The organism is Streptomyces viridochromogenes DSM 40736, from assembly GCF_000158955.1.
GTDB classification, from domain to species: Bacteria; Actinomycetota; Actinomycetes; order Streptomycetales; family Streptomycetaceae; genus Streptomyces; species Streptomyces venetus.
Map to the genome: position 1 here is coordinate 6,290,399 of NZ_GG657757.1, position 17,423 is coordinate 6,307,821.

Annotated in this window: 12 protein-coding genes; 9 read left to right on the top strand and 3 right to left on the bottom strand. The window is 71.5% G+C overall.

Annotated elements, in window-relative coordinates:
* Positions 1 to 36 precede the first annotated feature (36 nt).
* Positions 37 to 1,194 carry a CAP domain-containing protein gene (locus SSQG_RS27880; RefSeq protein WP_003993243.1) on the bottom strand — a complete coding sequence of 386 codons (1,158 nt, stop codon included), beginning with the start codon at positions 1,192 to 1,194 and terminating at the stop codon, positions 37 to 39.
* Positions 1,195 to 1,355: 161 nt separating this feature from the next.
* Here SSQG_RS27880 and SSQG_RS27885 point away from each other — a divergent pair, with 161 nt between their 5' ends.
* The 4 genes from SSQG_RS27885 (at position 1,356) to SSQG_RS27900 (ending at position 7,674) form a co-directional block, all read left to right on the top strand.
* Positions 1,356 to 1,637: an acylphosphatase gene (locus SSQG_RS27885; RefSeq protein WP_003993244.1), complete on the top strand. Its 282-nt coding sequence runs from the start codon at positions 1,356 to 1,358 to the stop codon at positions 1,635 to 1,637.
* A 379-nt stretch (positions 1,638 to 2,016) separates the two neighbouring features.
* Positions 2,017 to 2,220 (top strand): hypothetical protein, encoded by a 204-nt coding sequence (locus SSQG_RS27890; RefSeq protein WP_003993245.1) that lies wholly within the window; start codon positions 2,017 to 2,019, stop codon positions 2,218 to 2,220.
* A gap of 207 nt (positions 2,221 to 2,427) precedes the next feature.
* Complete coding sequence (gene smc, locus SSQG_RS27895; protein ID WP_003993246.1) at positions 2,428 to 6,033, top strand: chromosome segregation protein SMC; 3,606 nt, start codon at positions 2,428 to 2,430, stop codon at positions 6,031 to 6,033.
* Positions 6,034 to 6,255: 222 nt separating this feature from the next.
* Entirely contained in the window at positions 6,256 to 7,674 is a 1,419-nt protein-coding gene (locus SSQG_RS27900) for a sugar porter family MFS transporter (protein ID WP_003993247.1), read from the top strand.
* Between the two features lie 112 nt (positions 7,675 to 7,786).
* On the opposite strand, the gene SSQG_RS27905 is transcribed toward SSQG_RS27900, so the two are convergent.
* Entirely contained in the window at positions 7,787 to 8,761 is a 975-nt protein-coding gene (locus SSQG_RS27905; protein WP_003993248.1) for an LLM class flavin-dependent oxidoreductase, read from the bottom strand.
* Between the two features lie 150 nt (positions 8,762 to 8,911).
* Between SSQG_RS27905 and ftsY the strand changes: the two genes are divergently transcribed.
* The gene (gene ftsY / locus SSQG_RS27910) at positions 8,912 to 10,111 is read left to right on the top strand and encodes a signal recognition particle-docking protein FtsY (RefSeq protein WP_039933749.1); all 1,200 of its coding nucleotides are present in this window, start codon (positions 8,912 to 8,914) and stop codon (positions 10,109 to 10,111) included.
* A gap of 105 nt (positions 10,112 to 10,216) precedes the next feature.
* Here the strand turns inward: ftsY and SSQG_RS27915 are convergent, their stop codons facing one another.
* Positions 10,217 to 10,882, bottom strand: a complete 666-nt coding sequence (locus tag SSQG_RS27915; protein WP_003993250.1) for a bifunctional DNA primase/polymerase — start codon at positions 10,880 to 10,882, stop codon at positions 10,217 to 10,219.
* A gap of 445 nt (positions 10,883 to 11,327) precedes the next feature.
* On the opposite strand from SSQG_RS27915, the gene SSQG_RS27920 reads away from it, so the two are divergent.
* From SSQG_RS27920 to SSQG_RS27935, 4 genes are all read left to right on the top strand, one after another.
* The gene (locus SSQG_RS27920; protein WP_003993251.1) at positions 11,328 to 12,827 is read left to right on the top strand and encodes a hypothetical protein; all 1,500 of its coding nucleotides are present in this window, start codon (positions 11,328 to 11,330) and stop codon (positions 12,825 to 12,827) included.
* Between the two features lie 352 nt (positions 12,828 to 13,179).
* Positions 13,180 to 14,523 (top strand): ammonium transporter, encoded by a 1,344-nt coding sequence (locus tag SSQG_RS27925; RefSeq protein WP_003993252.1) that lies wholly within the window; start codon positions 13,180 to 13,182, stop codon positions 14,521 to 14,523.
* Positions 14,520 to 14,858 carry a P-II family nitrogen regulator gene (locus SSQG_RS27930; RefSeq protein ID WP_003993253.1) on the top strand — a complete coding sequence of 113 codons (339 nt, stop codon included), beginning with the start codon at positions 14,520 to 14,522 and terminating at the stop codon, positions 14,856 to 14,858. Before SSQG_RS27925 ends, SSQG_RS27930 begins: the two co-directional genes overlap by 4 nt.
* Positions 14,859 to 14,908: 50 nt before the next feature.
* A complete protein-coding gene (locus tag SSQG_RS27935; protein WP_039933752.1) occupies positions 14,909 to 17,356 on the top strand; it encodes a [protein-PII] uridylyltransferase in 2,448 nt (815 codons plus the stop codon).
* The last annotated feature ends 67 nt before the right edge of the window (positions 17,357 to 17,423 follow it).

A 17,423-nucleotide genomic window follows, 5' to 3' on the forward strand; every position in this document is an offset into this window, starting at 1 on the left:
CTGGTGGTTAGTGAGGGAGGGGTCTGCCGCCGAGGTCTAGTAACCGAAGTCCTGGGTCCACCAGGGGCCGCCCGACCCGAGCTCGACACCGACGCCCAGCGTCTTGAAGTCGCAGTTCAGGATGTTGGCGCGGTGGCCGGGGCTGTTCATCCAGGCGTCCATCACGGCGGCGGCGTCGGCCTGCCCCCGGGCTATGTTCTCCCCGCCGAGGTTGGATATCCCGGCCTTCCCGGCCCGGTCCCACGGTGTGGCGCCGTCCGGGTCGGTGTGGTCGAAGAAGCCCCGCTTGGCCATGTCCTCGCTGAAGTTCTGCGCCAGGTCGGTCAGCGCGCTGTTCGCGGCGACCGGGCTGCAGCCCACCTTGGCCCGCTCCTCGTTCACGAGCTTCAGCACCTGGGCCGCCGCGGCGGACTCCTCGGAGAGGGCCGCGGGGGCGCTGGACCGCTCCGGCGCCTCGGTGGCCGTCCGGGAGGGCGTGTTCTCCGGCTTCTCGCTGGGAGTGGCCGCCGGCGCCTTCTTCTCCGGGGTCTTCTCCGGGGTCTTCTCCTGCGTCTTCTCCGGCTTCTCCGGGGTCTTCGTCGGCGCGGCCGACGACTTCGAGGCGGACGGCGACGGCGACAGGGAGCGCTCGGCGTCCCGGCTCGTGGGTGTGCCGCCCCGGTCGTCAGCGCCGCCCGAGGTGCCGCCCAGCTCGCTCGGCGAGTTCGTCGGCGTGTCCGCGGCCTGCACCTTGTCGCCGCCGTTGTCGCCGCCGAGCTTGTAGTTGTCGAGGCCGGGCACCGCGCCCGTGGCCACCGCGACCGTGCCGAGGGCGACCGCGGCGGACACGCCGAGCAGTCCGGTGCGCATCGGCTTCGCGGCCTTCTTGCGGCGGCGGTGCGAGCCGCCGCGCCGGACACCGCCGTCGGGCTCGAACCCGTCACTGGCGAAGACGGCCGTGTCGTCGGTCCGGGGGCGGAGCACAGAGGAGGCGTACACGTCGTCACCCGCCGAGGAGCCCTCCCCGAACAGGTAGGCCTCGCTCTTCGCGTAGGTGCCGGCGTACGCCTCCGGGTTCAGGTAGGGCGCGATGCCCAGCGTCGCCCCGTCGTCCTCAGCGGTGGAGAACTGCGGGTCGTGGCCCTCCGCGTAGCCGTCGGCCTGCGTGATGCCCGTGGCGGCGCGGCCGGCGGCGGAGCGTCGGTGGCGTCCCATGTCCTGGCCTTCCTCGTCCTGGCGGTCGACTCGTCCTCGAGATCAACACCAAACTCACTCGATCGTGTGAGTTTCATATGAGATTCGTTGGGTGGGGACGGTACCGCATGGCGCAAGTGGAGGAAGTGCCCGGACAGAGTTTGGGCGGTTAGGTTGCAGTCATGAGCGAGGATGTGCGACTGGTCGCCTGGGTGCGGGGACGCGTCCAAGGTGTGGGTTTCCGCTGGTTCACACGGGCCAAGGCCCTGGAGATCGGCGGCCTGAGTGGTTTTGCTCTCAATTTGGGCGACGGACGGGTCCAGGTCGTCGCGGAGGGCGCGCGAGAGGGCTGTGAAGGTTTGCTGGAGTGGCTCCAGGGTCACGACACGCCCGGCCGCGTGGACGGTGTCACCGAGATCTGGGACACACCTCGCGGCGGCTACGAGGGCTTCGCCATCCGCTGACCCCGCACCGCCGGGCGACTCCCGCAGCCGCCCGCGGACCGGCCCCGGGCGGCCTCCCCGGACGGAAACTTGCTGGTGATTGCCAAGAAACGCTTGCTCTGGCGGGCTGCACACGCAAGGATGATCGACACGCCCCGAGGGCCCCGCAGAAGCCGCAGCGCCGCCGTTCCAGGCCGCTTGCGCCCGGGTTGCCCCCAATACGGGGCGTGATCGTGTTGACCGTCAAACTTTTTGGTGAGACGCTGAAAGCCCCGCGCACCTTAGCTGTTTGGCATGGCTGAACGGCAGTACAACTCCAGGCCTGCCAAGCATCGCGGGTGCGAATCCCTCACGACCCACACCGCATCGGTCGGTCACTCATTGTGGAGGACCATCCATCATGGCAAAGGCGCTTCTCGGTTACGTCGGCGGCTCCGACCCTCGACTCCTCGCCGAGATGCGACGGCTCCAGCAGCGCGTCCAGGACCTGGAATCCGAGCTCGTACGGATCCAGGCTGAGAACGAGGCGCTGACGGCTGCCGCTTCTCACGACAGGATCATGGAGAGCGTTGACGCACACCAGGCGGAGCCTGCGCTCACCTGATCACTGCACGCTCCACAAAAGCACCAGCAGTGGTTGGGCCGCCCGTCACAACCGCTAAGTCAGAAGTGCAAGGGACGCCATCGGCGTCCCTTCTTTCTTGCCCCCGCATCCTTTCACCTTCTTTAACGTCTGGTGTGCCCTGCGCGTTCAGCGGCGAAACCGTGGGTTCATGGAGTGAGACGAACCCGGGCGGTAGAGTCCGGCGGCGTGCACCTCAAGGCCCTGACTCTCCGTGGGTTCAAGTCGTTCGCCTCGGCGACCACACTCCGGTTCGAACCGGGGATCACGTGCGTCGTCGGACCGAACGGCTCGGGCAAGTCCAACGTCGTCGACGCGCTCAGCTGGGTCATGGGCGAGCAGGGCGCCAAGTCGCTGCGCGGCGGCAAGATGGAGGACGTCATCTTCGCCGGCACCACCGGCCGTCCGCCGCTGGGCCGTGCCGAGGTGTCCCTGACGATCGACAACTCCGACGGCGCCCTGCCCATCGAGTACGCCGAGGTCACCATCACGCGGATCATGTTCCGCAACGGCGGCAGCGAGTACCAGATCAACGGCGACACCTGCCGCCTCCTCGACATCCAGGAGCTCCTCTCCGACTCCGGCATCGGCCGCGAGATGCACGTCATCGTCGGGCAGGGCCAGCTCGACTCCGTCCTGCACGCCGATCCCATGGGCCGCCGCGCCTTCATCGAGGAGGCGGCCGGCGTCCTCAAGCACCGCAAGCGCAAGGAGAAGGCGCTGCGCAAGCTGGACGCGATGCAGGCCAACCTCGCGCGCGTGCAGGACCTGACCGACGAGCTCAGACGCCAGCTCAAGCCCCTCGGCCGCCAGGCCGCCGTCGCCCGCCGGGCCGCCGTCATCCAGGCCGACCTGCGCGACGCCCGCCTGCGCCTCCTGGCCGACGACCTCGTACGGCTGCGGGACGCGCTCAAGGCCGAGGTCGCCGACGAGGCCGCGCTGAAGGAGCGCAAGGAGTCCGCCGAGCAGGAGCTGCGCAAGGCACAACAGCGCGAGGCCCTCCTGGAGGACGAGGTCCGGCAGCTCACGCCGCGGCTCCAGCGCGCCCAGCAGACCTGGTACGAGCTCTCCCAACTCGCCGAACGGGTGCGCGGCACGATCTCGCTGGCCGACGCCCGGGTGAAGAGCGCCACCTCCGCGCCCCCCGAGGAGCGGCGCGGACGCGACCCCGAGGACATGGAGCGCGAGGCCGCCCGCATCCGCGAGCAGGAGGCCGAGCTGGAGGCGGCCCTGGAGGCGGCCGAACGGGCCCTGGAGGACACGGTCGCGCACCGCGCCGAGCTGGAACGCGCGCTCGCCGAGGAGGAGCGGCGCCTGAAGGACGTCGCCCGCGCCATCGCCGACCGGCGTGAGGGCCTCGCCCGGCTGAACGGCCAGGTCAACGCGGCCCGCTCGCGTGCCGCATCCGCCCAGGCCGAGATCGAACGCCTGGCCGCCGCCCGCGACGAGGCCCAGGAGCGGGCCGTCGCCGCGCAGGAGGAGTACGAGGCCCTCAAGGCCGAGGTCGACGGCCTCGACGCCGGCGACTTCGAACTCGCCGAACAGCACGAGGCCGCGAAACAGCAGCTCGCCGATGCCGAGGCCGCCCTCACGGCAGCCCGCGAGGAGGCCACGGCTGCGGAACGCAAGCGGGCCGCCACTCAGGCTCGGCACGAAGCCCTCGCGCTCGGCCTGCGCCGCAAGGACGGCACCGGCATACTGCTCGCGGCGAAGGACCGTCTCTCCGGCCTGCTCGGCCCGGCGGCGGAACTCCTGACGGTGACCCCCGGACATGAGATCGCCCTCGCAGCGGCCTTCGGAGCGGCGGCGGACGCGATCGCGGTCACGACCCCGGCCTCTGCAGCGGACGCGATCCGACTTCTTCGCAAGCAGGACGGGGGCAGGGCGACTCTGCTCATGGCAGGGGCTGCCGCCCCCGGGGGCGAGGGGCCGAGTTCGACATGCGGCTGCCGCCGCGTGGGCGCGACCAGCCACGACGAGCCCGCAGACGCACGACACACCTTCGCGGCAGACCTGGTCCGCGGCCCCGGCGACCTCATGCCCGCAGTCCGCCGCGTCCTGCACGGCATCGTCGTCGTCAGCACCCTGGAAGACGCTGAGGACCTCGTCCTCACCCACCCCGACCTCACCGCCGTCACCGCAGAAGGCGACCTGCTCGGGGCGCACCTGGCCCACGGCGGCTCCGCCGGCGCCCCCAGCCTCCTCGAAGTCCAGGCCTCCGTCGACGAGGCTGCCGCCGAGCTGGAAGAGCTCGCCGTCCTCTGCGAGGAGCTGACCGAGGCCCAGCACGCCGCCGTCGAGCGGCGCAAGGAGACCGCCGCACTGGTCGAGGACGTGGGGGAGCGGCGCCGGGCCGCCGACCGGGAGAAGTCGTCCGTCGCCCAGCAGCTCGGCCGGCTCGCCGGGCAGGCACGGGGCGCAGCGGGAGAGGCCGAGCGGTCCACGGCCGCCGCGGCCCGGGCGCAGGAAGCCCTCGACAAGGCCCTGGCGGAGGCCGAGGAACTCGCCGAGCGGCTCGCCGTCGCCGAGGAGATGCCGATCGAGGAGGAGCCCGACACCGCCGTGCGCGACCGGCTCGCCGCCGACGGCGCCAACGCCCGCCAGACCGAGATGGAGGCCCGCCTCCAGGCCCGTACGCACGAGGAGCGGGTCAAGGGCCTGGCCGGACGGGCCGACTCCCTGGACCGGGCCGCCCGTGCGGAACGCGAGGCACGCGCGCGTGCCGAGCAGCGGCGGGCCCGGTTGCGGCACGAGGCCGCCGTCGCCGAGGCCGTCGGCTCGGGCGCCCGGCAGCTGCTCGCGCACGTCGAGGTCTCCCTGGCCCGCGCCGACGAGGAGCGCACAGCGGCCGACGCCGCCAAGGCCCGCCGTGAGCAGGAACTCGCCCGCGCCCGCACCGAGGGACGCGATCTCAAGGCCGAGCTCGACAAGTTGACGGATTCGGTCCACCGTGGCGAGGTACTCGGCGCCGAGAAGCGGCTGCGGATCGAGCAGCTGGAGACCAAGGCGCTGGAGGAACTGGGTGTCGAACCGGCAGGGCTGGTGGCGGAGTACGGGCCGCATCAGCTTGTGCCGCCCTCGCCCCCCGCCGAGGGCGAGGAGCTGCCGGAGGACCCCGAGCATCCGCGCAACAGGCCGAAGCCGTATCTCCGGTCCGAGCAGGAGAAGCGCCTGAAGGCCGCCGAGCGTGCCTACCAGCAGCTCGGCAAGGTCAACCCGCTCGCCCTGGAGGAGTTCGCGGCGCTGGAGGAACGCCACCAGTTCCTCAGCGAGCAGCTCGAGGACCTCAAGAAGACGCGGGCGGACCTCCTCCAGGTGGTGAAGGAGGTCGACGAGCGGGTCGAGCAGGTCTTCACCGAGGCCTACCGGGACACGGCCCGGGAGTTCGAGGGCGTGTTCTCGCGCCTGTTCCCGGGGGGTGACGGGCGGCTGATCCTGACCGATCCCGACAACATGCTCACCACGGGCGTGGACGTCGAGGCCCGCCCGCCGGGCAAGAAGGTCAAGCGGCTGTCGCTGCTCTCCGGCGGGGAGCGGTCACTGACCGCCGTGGCGCTGCTCGTGTCGATCTTCAAGGCACGGCCCAGCCCGTTCTACGTCATGGACGAGGTCGAGGCCGCCCTCGACGACACCAACCTCCAGCGGCTCATCCGGATCATGCAGGAGCTCCAGGAAGCCTCCCAGCTGATCGTGATCACCCACCAGAAGCGCACCATGGAGGTCGCCGACGCGCTGTACGGCGTCTCCATGCAGGGCGACGGTGTGTCGAAGGTCATCAGCCAGCGCCTCCGCTAGAAGCGTGTGGTCTACACCGGTCTCACCTGCGCTGCTCAGTGACTTCAATTCTTGAACACATCACTGACACACTCCTGCCGCAGATTCACAGTGACGGACCTATTGACTTCGAAACTTGAAGGCATAGTCTCTGCAACGTTCCTTTTACCTTCAGGTACCTTCAGGTGGACCTCGAAGGGCTGACCCCCTCCGGCAGCGTTGCCGGTGGCCCGAGGAGTACACGTGACCAGCACAGCGCAGGCACCCAGTTCAGGAGCCAGGACGGCTCACCCCGAGCATCTCGGGCACGTCATCTTCATCGCGGCGGCGGCCGCGATGGGCGGTTTCCTCTTCGGCTACGACAGTTCCGTGATCAACGGCGCCGTCGAGGCCATCCGTGACCGCTACGACGTCGGCTCCGCGGCCCTCGCCCAGGTCATCGCCATCGCCCTCATCGGCTGCGCCGTCGGCGCAGCCACCGCCGGCCGGATAGCCGACCGCATCGGCCGCATCCGGTGCATGCAGATCGCCGCGGTCCTGTTCACCATCAGCGCCGTCGGCTCCGCGCTCCCCTTCGCCCTGTGGGACCTCGCCTTCTGGCGTGTCGTCGGCGGCTTCGCCATCGGCATGGCCTCGGTGATCGGCCCGGCCTACATCGCCGAGGTCGCCCCGCCCGCCTACCGCGGCCGGCTCGGCTCCTTCCAGCAGGCCGCGATCGTCATCGGCATCGCTGTGTCGCAGCTGGTCAACTGGGGTCTGCTGAACGCCGCCGACGGCGACCAGCGCGGCAAGCTGATGGGCCTTGAGGCCTGGCAGGTCATGCTCGGCGTCATGGTCGTCCCGGCCGTGCTGTACGGCCTGCTCTCCTTCGCGATCCCCGAGTCCCCGCGCTTCCTCATCTCCGTCGGCAAGCACGAGCGCGCCCGTGAGATCCTCACCGAGGTCGAGGGCAAGAAGGTCGACCTGGACGCCCGCGTCGCCGAGATCGAGGGCGCCATGAAGAGCGAGCACAGGTCGAGCTTCAAGGACCTGCTCGGCGGGAGCTTCTTCTTCAAGCCGATCGTCTGGGTCGGCATCGGCCTGTCGGTCTTCCAGCAGTTCGTCGGCATCAACGTCGCGTTCTACTACTCCTCGACGCTGTGGCAGTCGGTCGGCGTCGACCCGACGGACTCGTTCTTCTACTCCTTCACCACGTCGATCATCAACATCCTCGGCACCGTCATCGCGATGATCTTCGTCGACCGCGTCGGACGCCGGCCGCTCGCGATCATCGGCTCGGTCGGCATGGTCGTCGGCCTGGCCCTGGAGGCCTGGGCCTTCTCCCACCCCCTGGTCGACGGCACGCTGCCGGCCGCGCAGGGCTGGATCGCCCTGGTCGCCGCGCACGTCTTCGTCCTCTTCTTCGCCCTGTCCTGGGGCGTGGTGGTCTGGGTCATGCTCGGCGAGATGTTCCCCAACCGGATCCGCGCCGCCGCCCTGGGCGTGGCCGCCGCCGCGCAGTGGATCGCCAACTGGGCCATCACCGCGAGCTTCCCGTCGCTGGCCGACTGGAACCTCTCCGTGACCTACGTGATCTACACGGCGTTCGCCGCGCTCTCCATCCCGTTCGTCCTGAAGTTCGTCAAGGAGACGAAGGGCAAGGCCCTGGAGGAGATGGGCTGAGCCCGTCCCGCAGACTCGGGGGGAAGGGCCAAAGTCCCCGCTGCCCCTCTCCCCGTAACCCGCCGCCGCCCCGGTTCGGCCACTGCCCGAGCCGGGGCGGCGGTCTGTCGTCTCACCCCCCGGCCAGCCGGGGCAGCACCCGCTCGCAGAACAGGTGCAGACTCCGCCACCCCTCGTCCAGCGGCATCCCGCCCGCCAGCGGATGCAGGACGAGGCTGTCCAGCCCCAGCTCCACGCACTGCTCCGGCGTGAGGATCCGGTACACGCCCTCCGCCCGCAGCTCCTCCACCGTCGTCGCGGCCGACTTCACCGCCGACCGCACCCCGCCCGACTGCCAGGAGGCGTACGTCCGCGCCTCGTGCAGGAAGTGCTGCCCGTACTCCGCCCAGGTACGGTCCGGGTCCTCGGACACGTGCAGCAGCGGTGTCTCGGCGGCGGGCATCATCACCCAGCCCTCGGTGCCGTACTCGGCGAGCCGCTCCTTGTAGTACGCCTCCAGCTCCGGCAGGTGCGCGCTGGGGAAGAAGGGCAGTCCCAGCCGGGCGGCCCGGCGTGCGGCGGCCTTCGACGAGCCGCCGACCAGGAGTAGCGGATGCGGGTCGCTGTACGGGCGCGGGGTGATGCGGACCGTGCGGCCCCGGTAGGAGAAGGGCTCGCCCGTCCACGCCCGCAGCAGGGTCTCCAGCAGCTCGTCCTGGAGCCGCCCGCGCCGGGCGAAGTCCACACCGAACAGGTCGTACTCCTCGGGCCGGTACCCGATGCCGGCGACCGTCACCAGCCGGCCGCCGCTCAGCAGGTCCAGCACGGCGATCTCCTCGGCGAGCCGCAGCGGGTCGTGCAGCGGGCCGATGACCGCCGAGACGGTGACCGCGACACGCCGGGTCGCGCCGAAGACGGCCCCCGCGAAGACGAACGGCGACGGCAGCCAGTTGTTGCCGGCCCCGTGGTGCTCCTCCGTCTGCACGGTGCCGACGCCCCGGTCGTCGGCGTACGCGGCCATCTCCAGGGCCGTCCGGTAGCGGGCGGCGAGCTCGGCGGGGCCGGCCCCGGGAGCGACGAGGTTGAAGCGGGCGACCGTGACGGGCATGGGACGTCTCCCTTCGCCGGGCGGGTGTCCGGGGGACGTTAGCTGACGACGCGTCAGACATCCAGGGGCGTGGAGATCCGACGGCCCTTGTCCCTGGAGGACGGCACAAGCAGGGTGACCCGGGGCCTCATGGCTGATACTGGACGCGTTATGGACATCGTCATCCTTGCTGTAGTCATCGCCGTGGTCGTGCTCGGAGCGCTCGGCGGGCTCATCGTCGGCAGCCGGCGCAGGAAGCAGCCGCCGCCGCCCCCGCCCACGACGCCCGACATCACCGCCCCACCGGCCGAGCCGCACGTCGGCGACGAGGCCGAGACGCCGCGGGAGGAACCGCGGCGCACGATAGAGGAGGTGGATCTCCCGGGCGGCTCGGCTCCCGTCACCGTCGAGGAACCGCCCACCGAAGCTCCCGAGATCGAGATCCCGGAACCCACCGAGGGCCGCCTGGTCCGGCTGCGTGCCCGGCTCTCCCGCTCGCAGAACGCCCTCGGCAAGGGCCTGCTCACGCTGCTGTCGCGCGAGCACCTCGACGAGGACACCTGGGAGGAGATCGAGGACACGCTGCTCACCGCCGACGTCGGCGTGCAGCCCACCCAGGAACTGGTCGAGCGCCTGCGCGAGCGGGTGAAGGTACTCGGCACCCGCACCCCCGAGGAGCTGCGCACCCTGCTGCGCGAGGAGCTCGTCACGCTGGTCGGCCGGGACATGGACCGTACGGTCAAGACCGAGCCGGAGGGCCGGGGGCCCGGCATTGTCATGGTCGTCGGCGTCAACGGCACCGGCAAGACCACCACCACCGGCAAGCTGGCCCGCGTCCTGGTGGCCGACGGCCAGAGCGTGGTCCTCGGCGCGGCCGACACCTTCCGGGCCGCCGCCGCAGACCAGCTCCAGACCTGGGGCGAGCGGGTCGGCGCCCACACCGTGCGCGGACCGGAGGCCGGCGACCCGGCCTCGGTCGCCTTCGACGCGGTCAAGGAGGGCAAGGAGACGGGCGCGAACGTCGTGCTCATCGACACCGCCGGCCGCCTGCACACCAAGACCGGTCTCATGGACGAGCTCGGCAAGGTCAAGCGGGTCGTGGAGAAGCAGGCCCCGGTGGACGAGGTGCTGCTCGTCCTCGACGCCACCACCGGCCAGAACGGCCTGGTCCAGGCGCGGGTCTTCGCCGAGGTCGTGGACATCACCGGCATCGTGCTCACCAAGCTGGACGGCACGGCCAAGGGCGGCATCGTGGTCGCGGTCCAGCGCGAGCTGGGCGTGCCGGTCAAGCTGGTCGGGCTCGGCGAGGGCGCGGACGACCTGGCGCCGTTCGAGCCGGAGGCGTTCGTTGACGCCCTTATCGGGGAGTGAGCTCCGGAGACCGCCGCTGTACCACCCCCGCACATCCGGACATGCCGGTGCCCGCCCCGAGACCTGCTCGGGGCGGGCACTTCGCTGTGTACGAACGCCTCCCGGCTAGGCCCGGGACCGGTGTGCGACGTACGCCAGCGTGCCCAGCACCAGACGGGCCTCCGGTGGCCTGGACGCCGAGTCCAGGGCGGGGGAGCGCAGCCAGCGCACCGGGCCGAGGCCGCCCCGGTCCGAGGGCGGTGCCGTGATGTGCGTGCCGGGGCCGAGGCCGCGCAGGTCGAGGGCGGCCGGGTCGTCCCAGCCCATGCGGTAGAGCAGACCGGGCAGGTCGGCGGCGGCGCCGGGGGCGACGAAGAAGTGGGCTCGGCCGTCCGGGGTCGCGGCGACCGGGCCGACCGGCAGGCCCATGCGCTCAAGCCGGGCCAGGGCGCGGCACCCGGCGGGCTCGGCCACCTCGATGACGTCGAACGCCCGCCCGACCGGCAGCATCACCGAGGCGCCGGGGTACTCGCCCCAGGCCTCGGTCACGTCGTCCAGCATCGCCCCGGCACGGATTACCGGCGCGAAGTCCAGCGGATGCGCGCCCGGCGCCGGGCAGTCGCGGTGGCCGCAGGAACAGGCGCCCCCCGAGGCCCGGGCGCCCGGCACCACGTCCCAGCCCCACAGGCCGGTGTACTCGGCCACGGCGGTGCCGTCCGACGTGCGGCCGCGACGGCGCGAGCCGGTCCGGATGTCGCGCATGCCCCGGCTGATGCCGATCGTGAAGCCCATGCCCCCTCCAACGGGTCCCACGCACCGGCGGTTACGCAGCGGACGCGATGCGTGACTCTCTGTTTCCGCCTTCCCAGCGGTGGTCGGTTCACTCAGCGCCCGGAAGTTCCCAGGGTGGTGCGCCCGGCGACACGCGCCCCGGACTGCATCGCTGCACCCGCCCCTGGTTGTTCTGTGTCAAGTGAATCGTGCGGAGCCGTACATGAGTTCATTCGAAGGGGTGGCGAATGGTGGCGTTTCCGTGTGAGCCGTGGCTGGACGGGTGATCGTAGGATTACTTTGTGTGCACGAGTCCTGGGGGCACATGCGCTCATGGGTATGCCGGAGGCAAGTCGGTATTCCGTTCGAAGGGTGACAAGGACCGGACGGACGGCAGTGCGAACCGGCATGCTGATAGGGCTTGGCGCACTCGGCGGCAAGTGGTCTCAGGGATGGGGGCGTTCCAGTGAGCGGCAACGGCGGAAGCGGGACGAACGCTGCACACGCGACGCACGCTGACAAGCGCCCCAACGAGCTGCTCACCTCCTGGTTCGTACGCAGTGGATGGTCCAAGGGCGAGCTCGCCCGCCAGGTGAACCGCCGGGCCCGCCAGCTGGGCGCCAACCACATCTCCACGGACACCTCGCGCGTGCGCCGCTGGCTCGACGGCGAGAACCCCCGCGAGCCGATCCCCAAGATCCTTTCCGAGTTGTTCTCGGAGCGCTTCGGCGTCGTCGTCTCCGTCGAGGACCTGGGGCTGCGCAGCGCACGCCAGTCACCCTCCGCGACCGGCGTCGACCTGCCGTGGACGGGCCCGCAGACCGTGGCCCACCTCAGCGAGTTCTCGCGCAGCGACCTGATGCTGGCGCGGCGCGGCTTCCTCGGGAGCTCGCTGGCCCTGTCCGCGGGCCCGGCCCTCATCGAGCCCATGCAGCGCTGGCTCGTGCCCTCCCCGTCGGCCCCGCGGCCGGAGCCCGAGCCCGCGGCCGGCTCCTCCGGGCGCGCCCGCGGCCGGCTCTCCAAGCCGGAGCTGGACCTCCTGGAGTCCACGACGGTGATGTTCCGGCAGTGGGACGCACAGTGCGGCGGCGGCCTGCGCCGCAAGGCGGTCGTCGGCCAGTTGCACGAGGTGACGGACCTGCTCCAGGAGCCCCAGCCCGAGGCCACCACCCGAAGGCTGTTCAAGGTCGCCGCCGAACTCGCCGAGCTGGCCGGCTGGATGTCGTACGACGTCGGGCTCCAGCCGACGGCCCAGAAGTACTTCGTCCTCGCGCTGCACGCCGCCAAGGAGGCCGGCGACCGGCCCCTCGGCTCCTACGTGCTCTCCAGCATGAGCCGCCAGATGATCCACCTCGGCCGCCCCGACGACGCGCTGGAGCTGATCCACCTCGCGCAGTACGGCAGCCGGGACTGCGCGAGCCCGCGCACCCAGTCGATGCTGTATGCGATGGAGGCCCGCGCCTACGCCAACATGGGCCAGCCCGGCAAGTGCAAGCGGGCGGTCCGGATGGCCGAGGACACCTTCTCCGACGCCGACGAATGGGACGAGCCGGACCCCGACTGGATCCGCTTCTTCTCCGAGGCCGAGCTGTACGGCGAGAACTCGCACTCGTACCGCGACCTGGCCTACGTCGCCGGCCGCAGCCCCACCTACGCCTCGCTGGCCGAGCCCCTGATGAAGCGGGCCGTGAAGCTCTTCGCCGAGGACGGCGAGCACCAGCGGTCCTACGCGCTGAACCTGATCGGCATGGCCACCGTGCACCTCCTCCAGCGCGAGCCCGAGCAGAGCACGGTCTTCGCCACCGACGCCATGCAGGTCGCCAAGAAGGTCCGCTCCGAGCGGGTCAACACCCGTATCCGAAAGACCGTCGACACCGCCGCGCGCGACTTCGGCGACCTAGGCGAAGTCGTCGACCTCACCGAGCGGCTCGCCGCCGAGCTGCCCGAGACCGCAGAGGCGGTCTGACCCACCGCCTGAGACCCGCCCGCACCCCTGAACCCCGGCCGCGGCCGGCCCTCCCGAACTGCCCGACTCGGCTCCCCCATGCCAGGTCATCGGAAGGCCGGCCGCGGTCGGCCTGTGCCTGCCCGAGGGGCGCGCGAGCCAAGGTTGCGCCACGATAACGATCGGCGCACCCGCAATCCGGCAGTTCATCGACGCGTAACACAGCGGGCGCCTTCGTCACGGCGGCGAAACAGCGAGGGGCGTCGATCGAAACCGCGCTGCGCCAATCTCGTGGCGCATAACCGGCCCATCCCTCAATCCGCTCGATGAGGCTTCGCCCGCACGGGGCCGTACCAACGACGAGGAGACGCCGATGGCACCAGCCATCACCCTTGCCGCAGAAGCACCCAAGCTGTCTGCCGCCAACACAGGGTTCATGCTCATCTGTTCCGCCCTGGTGATGCTCATGACCCCGGGCCTGGCCTTCTTCTACGGAGGCATGGTCCGCGTCAAGAGCACCCTGAACATGCTGATGATGAGCTTCATCAGCCTCGGGATCGTCACCATCCTGTGGGTGATGTTCGGCTTCTCCATGGCCTTCGGCACCGACTCCGGCAGCTTCATCGGCTGGAACTCGGACTGGGTCGGCCTCACCGGGGTCGACAAGGGGGAGCTGTGGGGTACGTACAACATCCCGCTCCTGGCCTTCATGGTCTTCCAGCTGATGTTCGCGATCATCACGCCCGCCCTGATCAGCGGTGCCCTCGCGGACCGTGTGAAGTTCTCCGCCTGGGCGCTGTTCATCACACTGTGGGCCACGATCGTCTACTTCCCCGTCGCCCACTGGGTCTGGGGTGAGGGCGGCTGGGCCTTCGACCTGGGCGTGATCGACTTCGCCGGTGGTACGGCGGTCCACATCAACGCCGGTGCCGCGGCGCTCGGCGTGATCCTCGTCATCGGCAAGCGGGTCGGCTTCAAGCGGGACCCGATGCGTCCGCACAGCCTCCCGCTGGTCATGCTCGGCGCCGGTCTGCTGTGGTTCGGCTGGTTCGGCTTCAACGCCGGATCGTGGCTCGGCAACGACGACGGCGTCGGCACCCTGATGTTCGTCAACACGCAGGTCGCCACCGCCGCCGCCATGCTGGCCTGGCTCGCCTACGAGAAGATCCGCCACGGCGCGTTCACCACGCTGGGCGCCGCCTCCGGCGCGGTCGCCGGTCTGGTCGCCATCACCCCGGCCGGTGGCTCGGTCACCCCGATGGGCGCGATCGCCGTCGGCGCCATCGCCGGTGTCCTGTGCGCCATGGCCGTCGGCCTGAAGTACAAGTTCGGCTACGACGACTCGCTCGACGTCGTCGGCGTCCACCTCGTCGGCGGCATCGCCGGCTCCCTGCTCATCGGCTTCTTCGCCAGCGGCAAGGGCCAGTCCGAGGCCACGGGCGTGTTCTACGGGAACCACAGCTTCGACCAGCTGTGGAAGCAGCTCGCCGGTGTCGGCGGTGTGCTCGCCTACTCGCTGATCGTCTCCGCGATCCTCGCCTTCGCCCTCGACAAGACCATCGGCATGCGGGTCCCCGAGGACGACGAGGTCGCCGGCATCGACCAGGCCGAGCACGCCGAGACCGCATACGACTTCAGCGGCGCCGGTGGCGGTGCCGCCAAGACCGCCGTCACGGCCCCGGTCGCCGCCGTCGCGAGCAAGAAGGTGGACGCATGAAGCTCATCACCGCCGTCGTGAAGCCGCACCGGCTCGACGAGATCAAGGAGGCCCTCCAGGCCTTCGGGGTACACGGCCTGACGGTCACCGAGGCCAGCGGCTACGGTCGTCAGAGGGGCCACACCGAGGTCTACCGCGGTGCCGAGTACACCGTCGACCTGGTCCCCAAGATCCGCATCGAGGTCCTGGTCGAGGACGACGACGCCGAGCAGCTGATCGACGTCGTGGTCAAGGCCGCCCGCACCGGCAAGATCGGTGACGGCAAGGTCTGGTCCATCCCGGTCGACACGGCCGTCCGGGTCCGGACCGGCGAGCGCGGCCCCGACGCGCTCTGAGGGTCCTTGCAAGGACCTCTGAGGCAGGCAGACAGAACAGGAGTCGCCGGGTGACGGGTACGGACGTGCGGAAAGAAGCAGAAGACTCGGGACCCAGCGGCTACGCGGCGGCCCGGCTGCGGCTCCTCACCGAGGAGACGCGGTCCGGGCCGCCGCGCCGTGCGGCCCTGGCGGAACTCACGGACGACTGGCTCACCCGCCTGTTCGCCTCGGGTGCGGAAGGACTGCGCGGTGCCTCCCTGGTCGCGGTCGGCGGCTACGGGCGCGGTGAACTCTCCCCGCGCAGCGACCTCGACCTGCTCCTGCTGCACGACGGCAGCGACCCCAAGGCCGTCGCCGCCCTCGCCGACCGGCTCTGGTACCCGGTCTGGGACCTGGGCCTGGCCCTCGACCACTCCGTCCGCACACCCGCCGAGGCCCGCAAGACCGCCGGCGAGGACCTCAAGGTGCAGCTCGGTCTGCTGGACGCCCGGCACATCGCCGGCGACCTCGGCCTCACCGCCGGGCTGCGCACGGCCGTCCTGGCCGACTGGCGCAACCAGGCTCCCAAACGCCTCCCCGAACTCCAGGAACTGTGCGCCGAACGCGGCGAACGCCAGGGCGAGTTGCAGTACCTGCTGGAACCGGATCTGAAGGAGGCCCGCGGCGGACTGCGCGACGCCACCGCGCTGCGCGCCGTCGCCGCCTCCTGGCTCGCCGACGCCCCGCGCGAGGGCCTCGCCGACGCCCGGCGCCGGCTCCTCGACGTACGGGACGCACTGCACCTCGCCACCGGGCGCGCGACCGACCGGCTCGCCCTCCAGGAGCAGGACCAGGTGGCCGCCGAACTCGGCCTGCTCGACGCGGACACGCTGCTGAGGCAGGTGTACGAAGCGGCGCGGGTGATCTCGTACGCCAGTGACGTCACCTGGCGCGAGGTGGGACGCGTACTGCGGTCACGCGCCGTGCGGCCCCGGCTGCGCGCCATGCTGGGCGGCGGGAAGCCGACCGCCGAGCGCTCTCCGCTGGCCGAAGGCGTGGTGGAGCAGGACGGCGAGGTGGTGCTCGCCCGTGCCGCGCGCCCCGAGCGCGACCCCGTGCTGCCGCTGCGTGCCGCGGCCGCCGCCGCACAGGCCGGACTCCCGCTCTCCCTGCACGCCGTGCGGCGCCTCGCGGCCACCGTGCGCCCGGTGCCCACGCCCTGGCCCGCCGAGGCACGCGAACAGCTCGTCACCCTGCTGGGCTCCGGCCGCCCGACCGTCGAGGTCTGGGAGGCGCTGGAGGCCGAGGGGCTGATCACCCGGCTGCTGCCCGACTGGGAGCGGGTGCGCTGCCGCCCGCAGCGCAACGCCGTGCACCTGTGGACCGTCGACCGGCACCTCATCGAGACCGCCGTACGCGCCTCCGAGTTCACCCGCCGGGTCAGCCGCCCCGACCTGCTGCTGGTCGCCGCGCTGCTGCACGACATCGGCAAGGGCTGGCCCGGCGACCACTGCGTGGCAGGCGAGATCATCGCCAAGGACGTGACCGCCCGCATCGGCTTCGACCGCCAGGACGTGGCGGTCGTCGCCACCCTCGTACGCCACCACCTGCTGCTCGTCGACACGGCCACCCGGCGTGACCTGGAGGACCCGGCCACTCTGCGTTCGGTCGCCGAGGCCGTCGGCTCCCAGAGCACCCTGGAACTGCTGCACGCCCTCACCGAGGCCGACGCCCTGGCCACCGGCCCGGCCGCCTGGTCGGCCTGGCGCGGCTCGCTCGTCGCCGACCTGGTCCAGCGGGTCTCGGCGGTGCTCGCCGGGGATGCCCCCGACGACCCCGAGGAGGCCGCGCCCACCGCCGAGCAGGAGCGGCTCGCCCTCGAGGCCGTCGCGACGGGCAGCCCGGTCCTCGCCCTGCGGGCCCAGACCGAGCAGCCCGCCGGGCAGGAGCCCTCCGGCGCCCCCGAGCCGCTCGGCGTGGAGCTGCTCATCGCCGTCCCCGACCAGCCGGGTGTGCTGCCCGCGGTGGCCGGCGTCCTCGCCATGCACCGGCTGACCGTACGGACGGCCGAGCTGCGGTCCCTCTACCTCCCCGACGGCGTCGACGGCTCCGTGCTGCTGCTGGACTGGCGGGTCGCCGCCGAGTACGGCTCCCTGCCGCAGGCCGCCCGCCTGCGCGCGGACCTCGTACGGGCCCTGGACGGCTCCCTGGACATCGCCGGCCGCCTCGCCGAGCGGGACGCGGCCTATCCGCGCCGCCGGGGCGTCATCGCCCCGCCACCCAGGGTGTCGGTCCACCCGGCCGCCTCCCGGCTGGCCACCGTCATCGAGGTCCGTTCCCAGGACGCCCCGGGGCTGCTCTTCCGCATCGGCCGCGCCCTGGAGGACGCGAACGTACGGGTGCGCAGCGCGCACGTCTCGACCCTCGGCGCCAACGCCGTGGACGCCTTCTACGTGACCGGCCCGGAGGGCGCCCCCCTGCCCGGGGACGAGGCCGAGTCGGTGGCGCGGAAGCTGGAGGAGACACTGCGTGGGTGAGGCCGACCCGGCGACTTGTCACGCCGGGATACCCTGGAGGGCGATTCCCCAGTCTGTCTCCGACCCC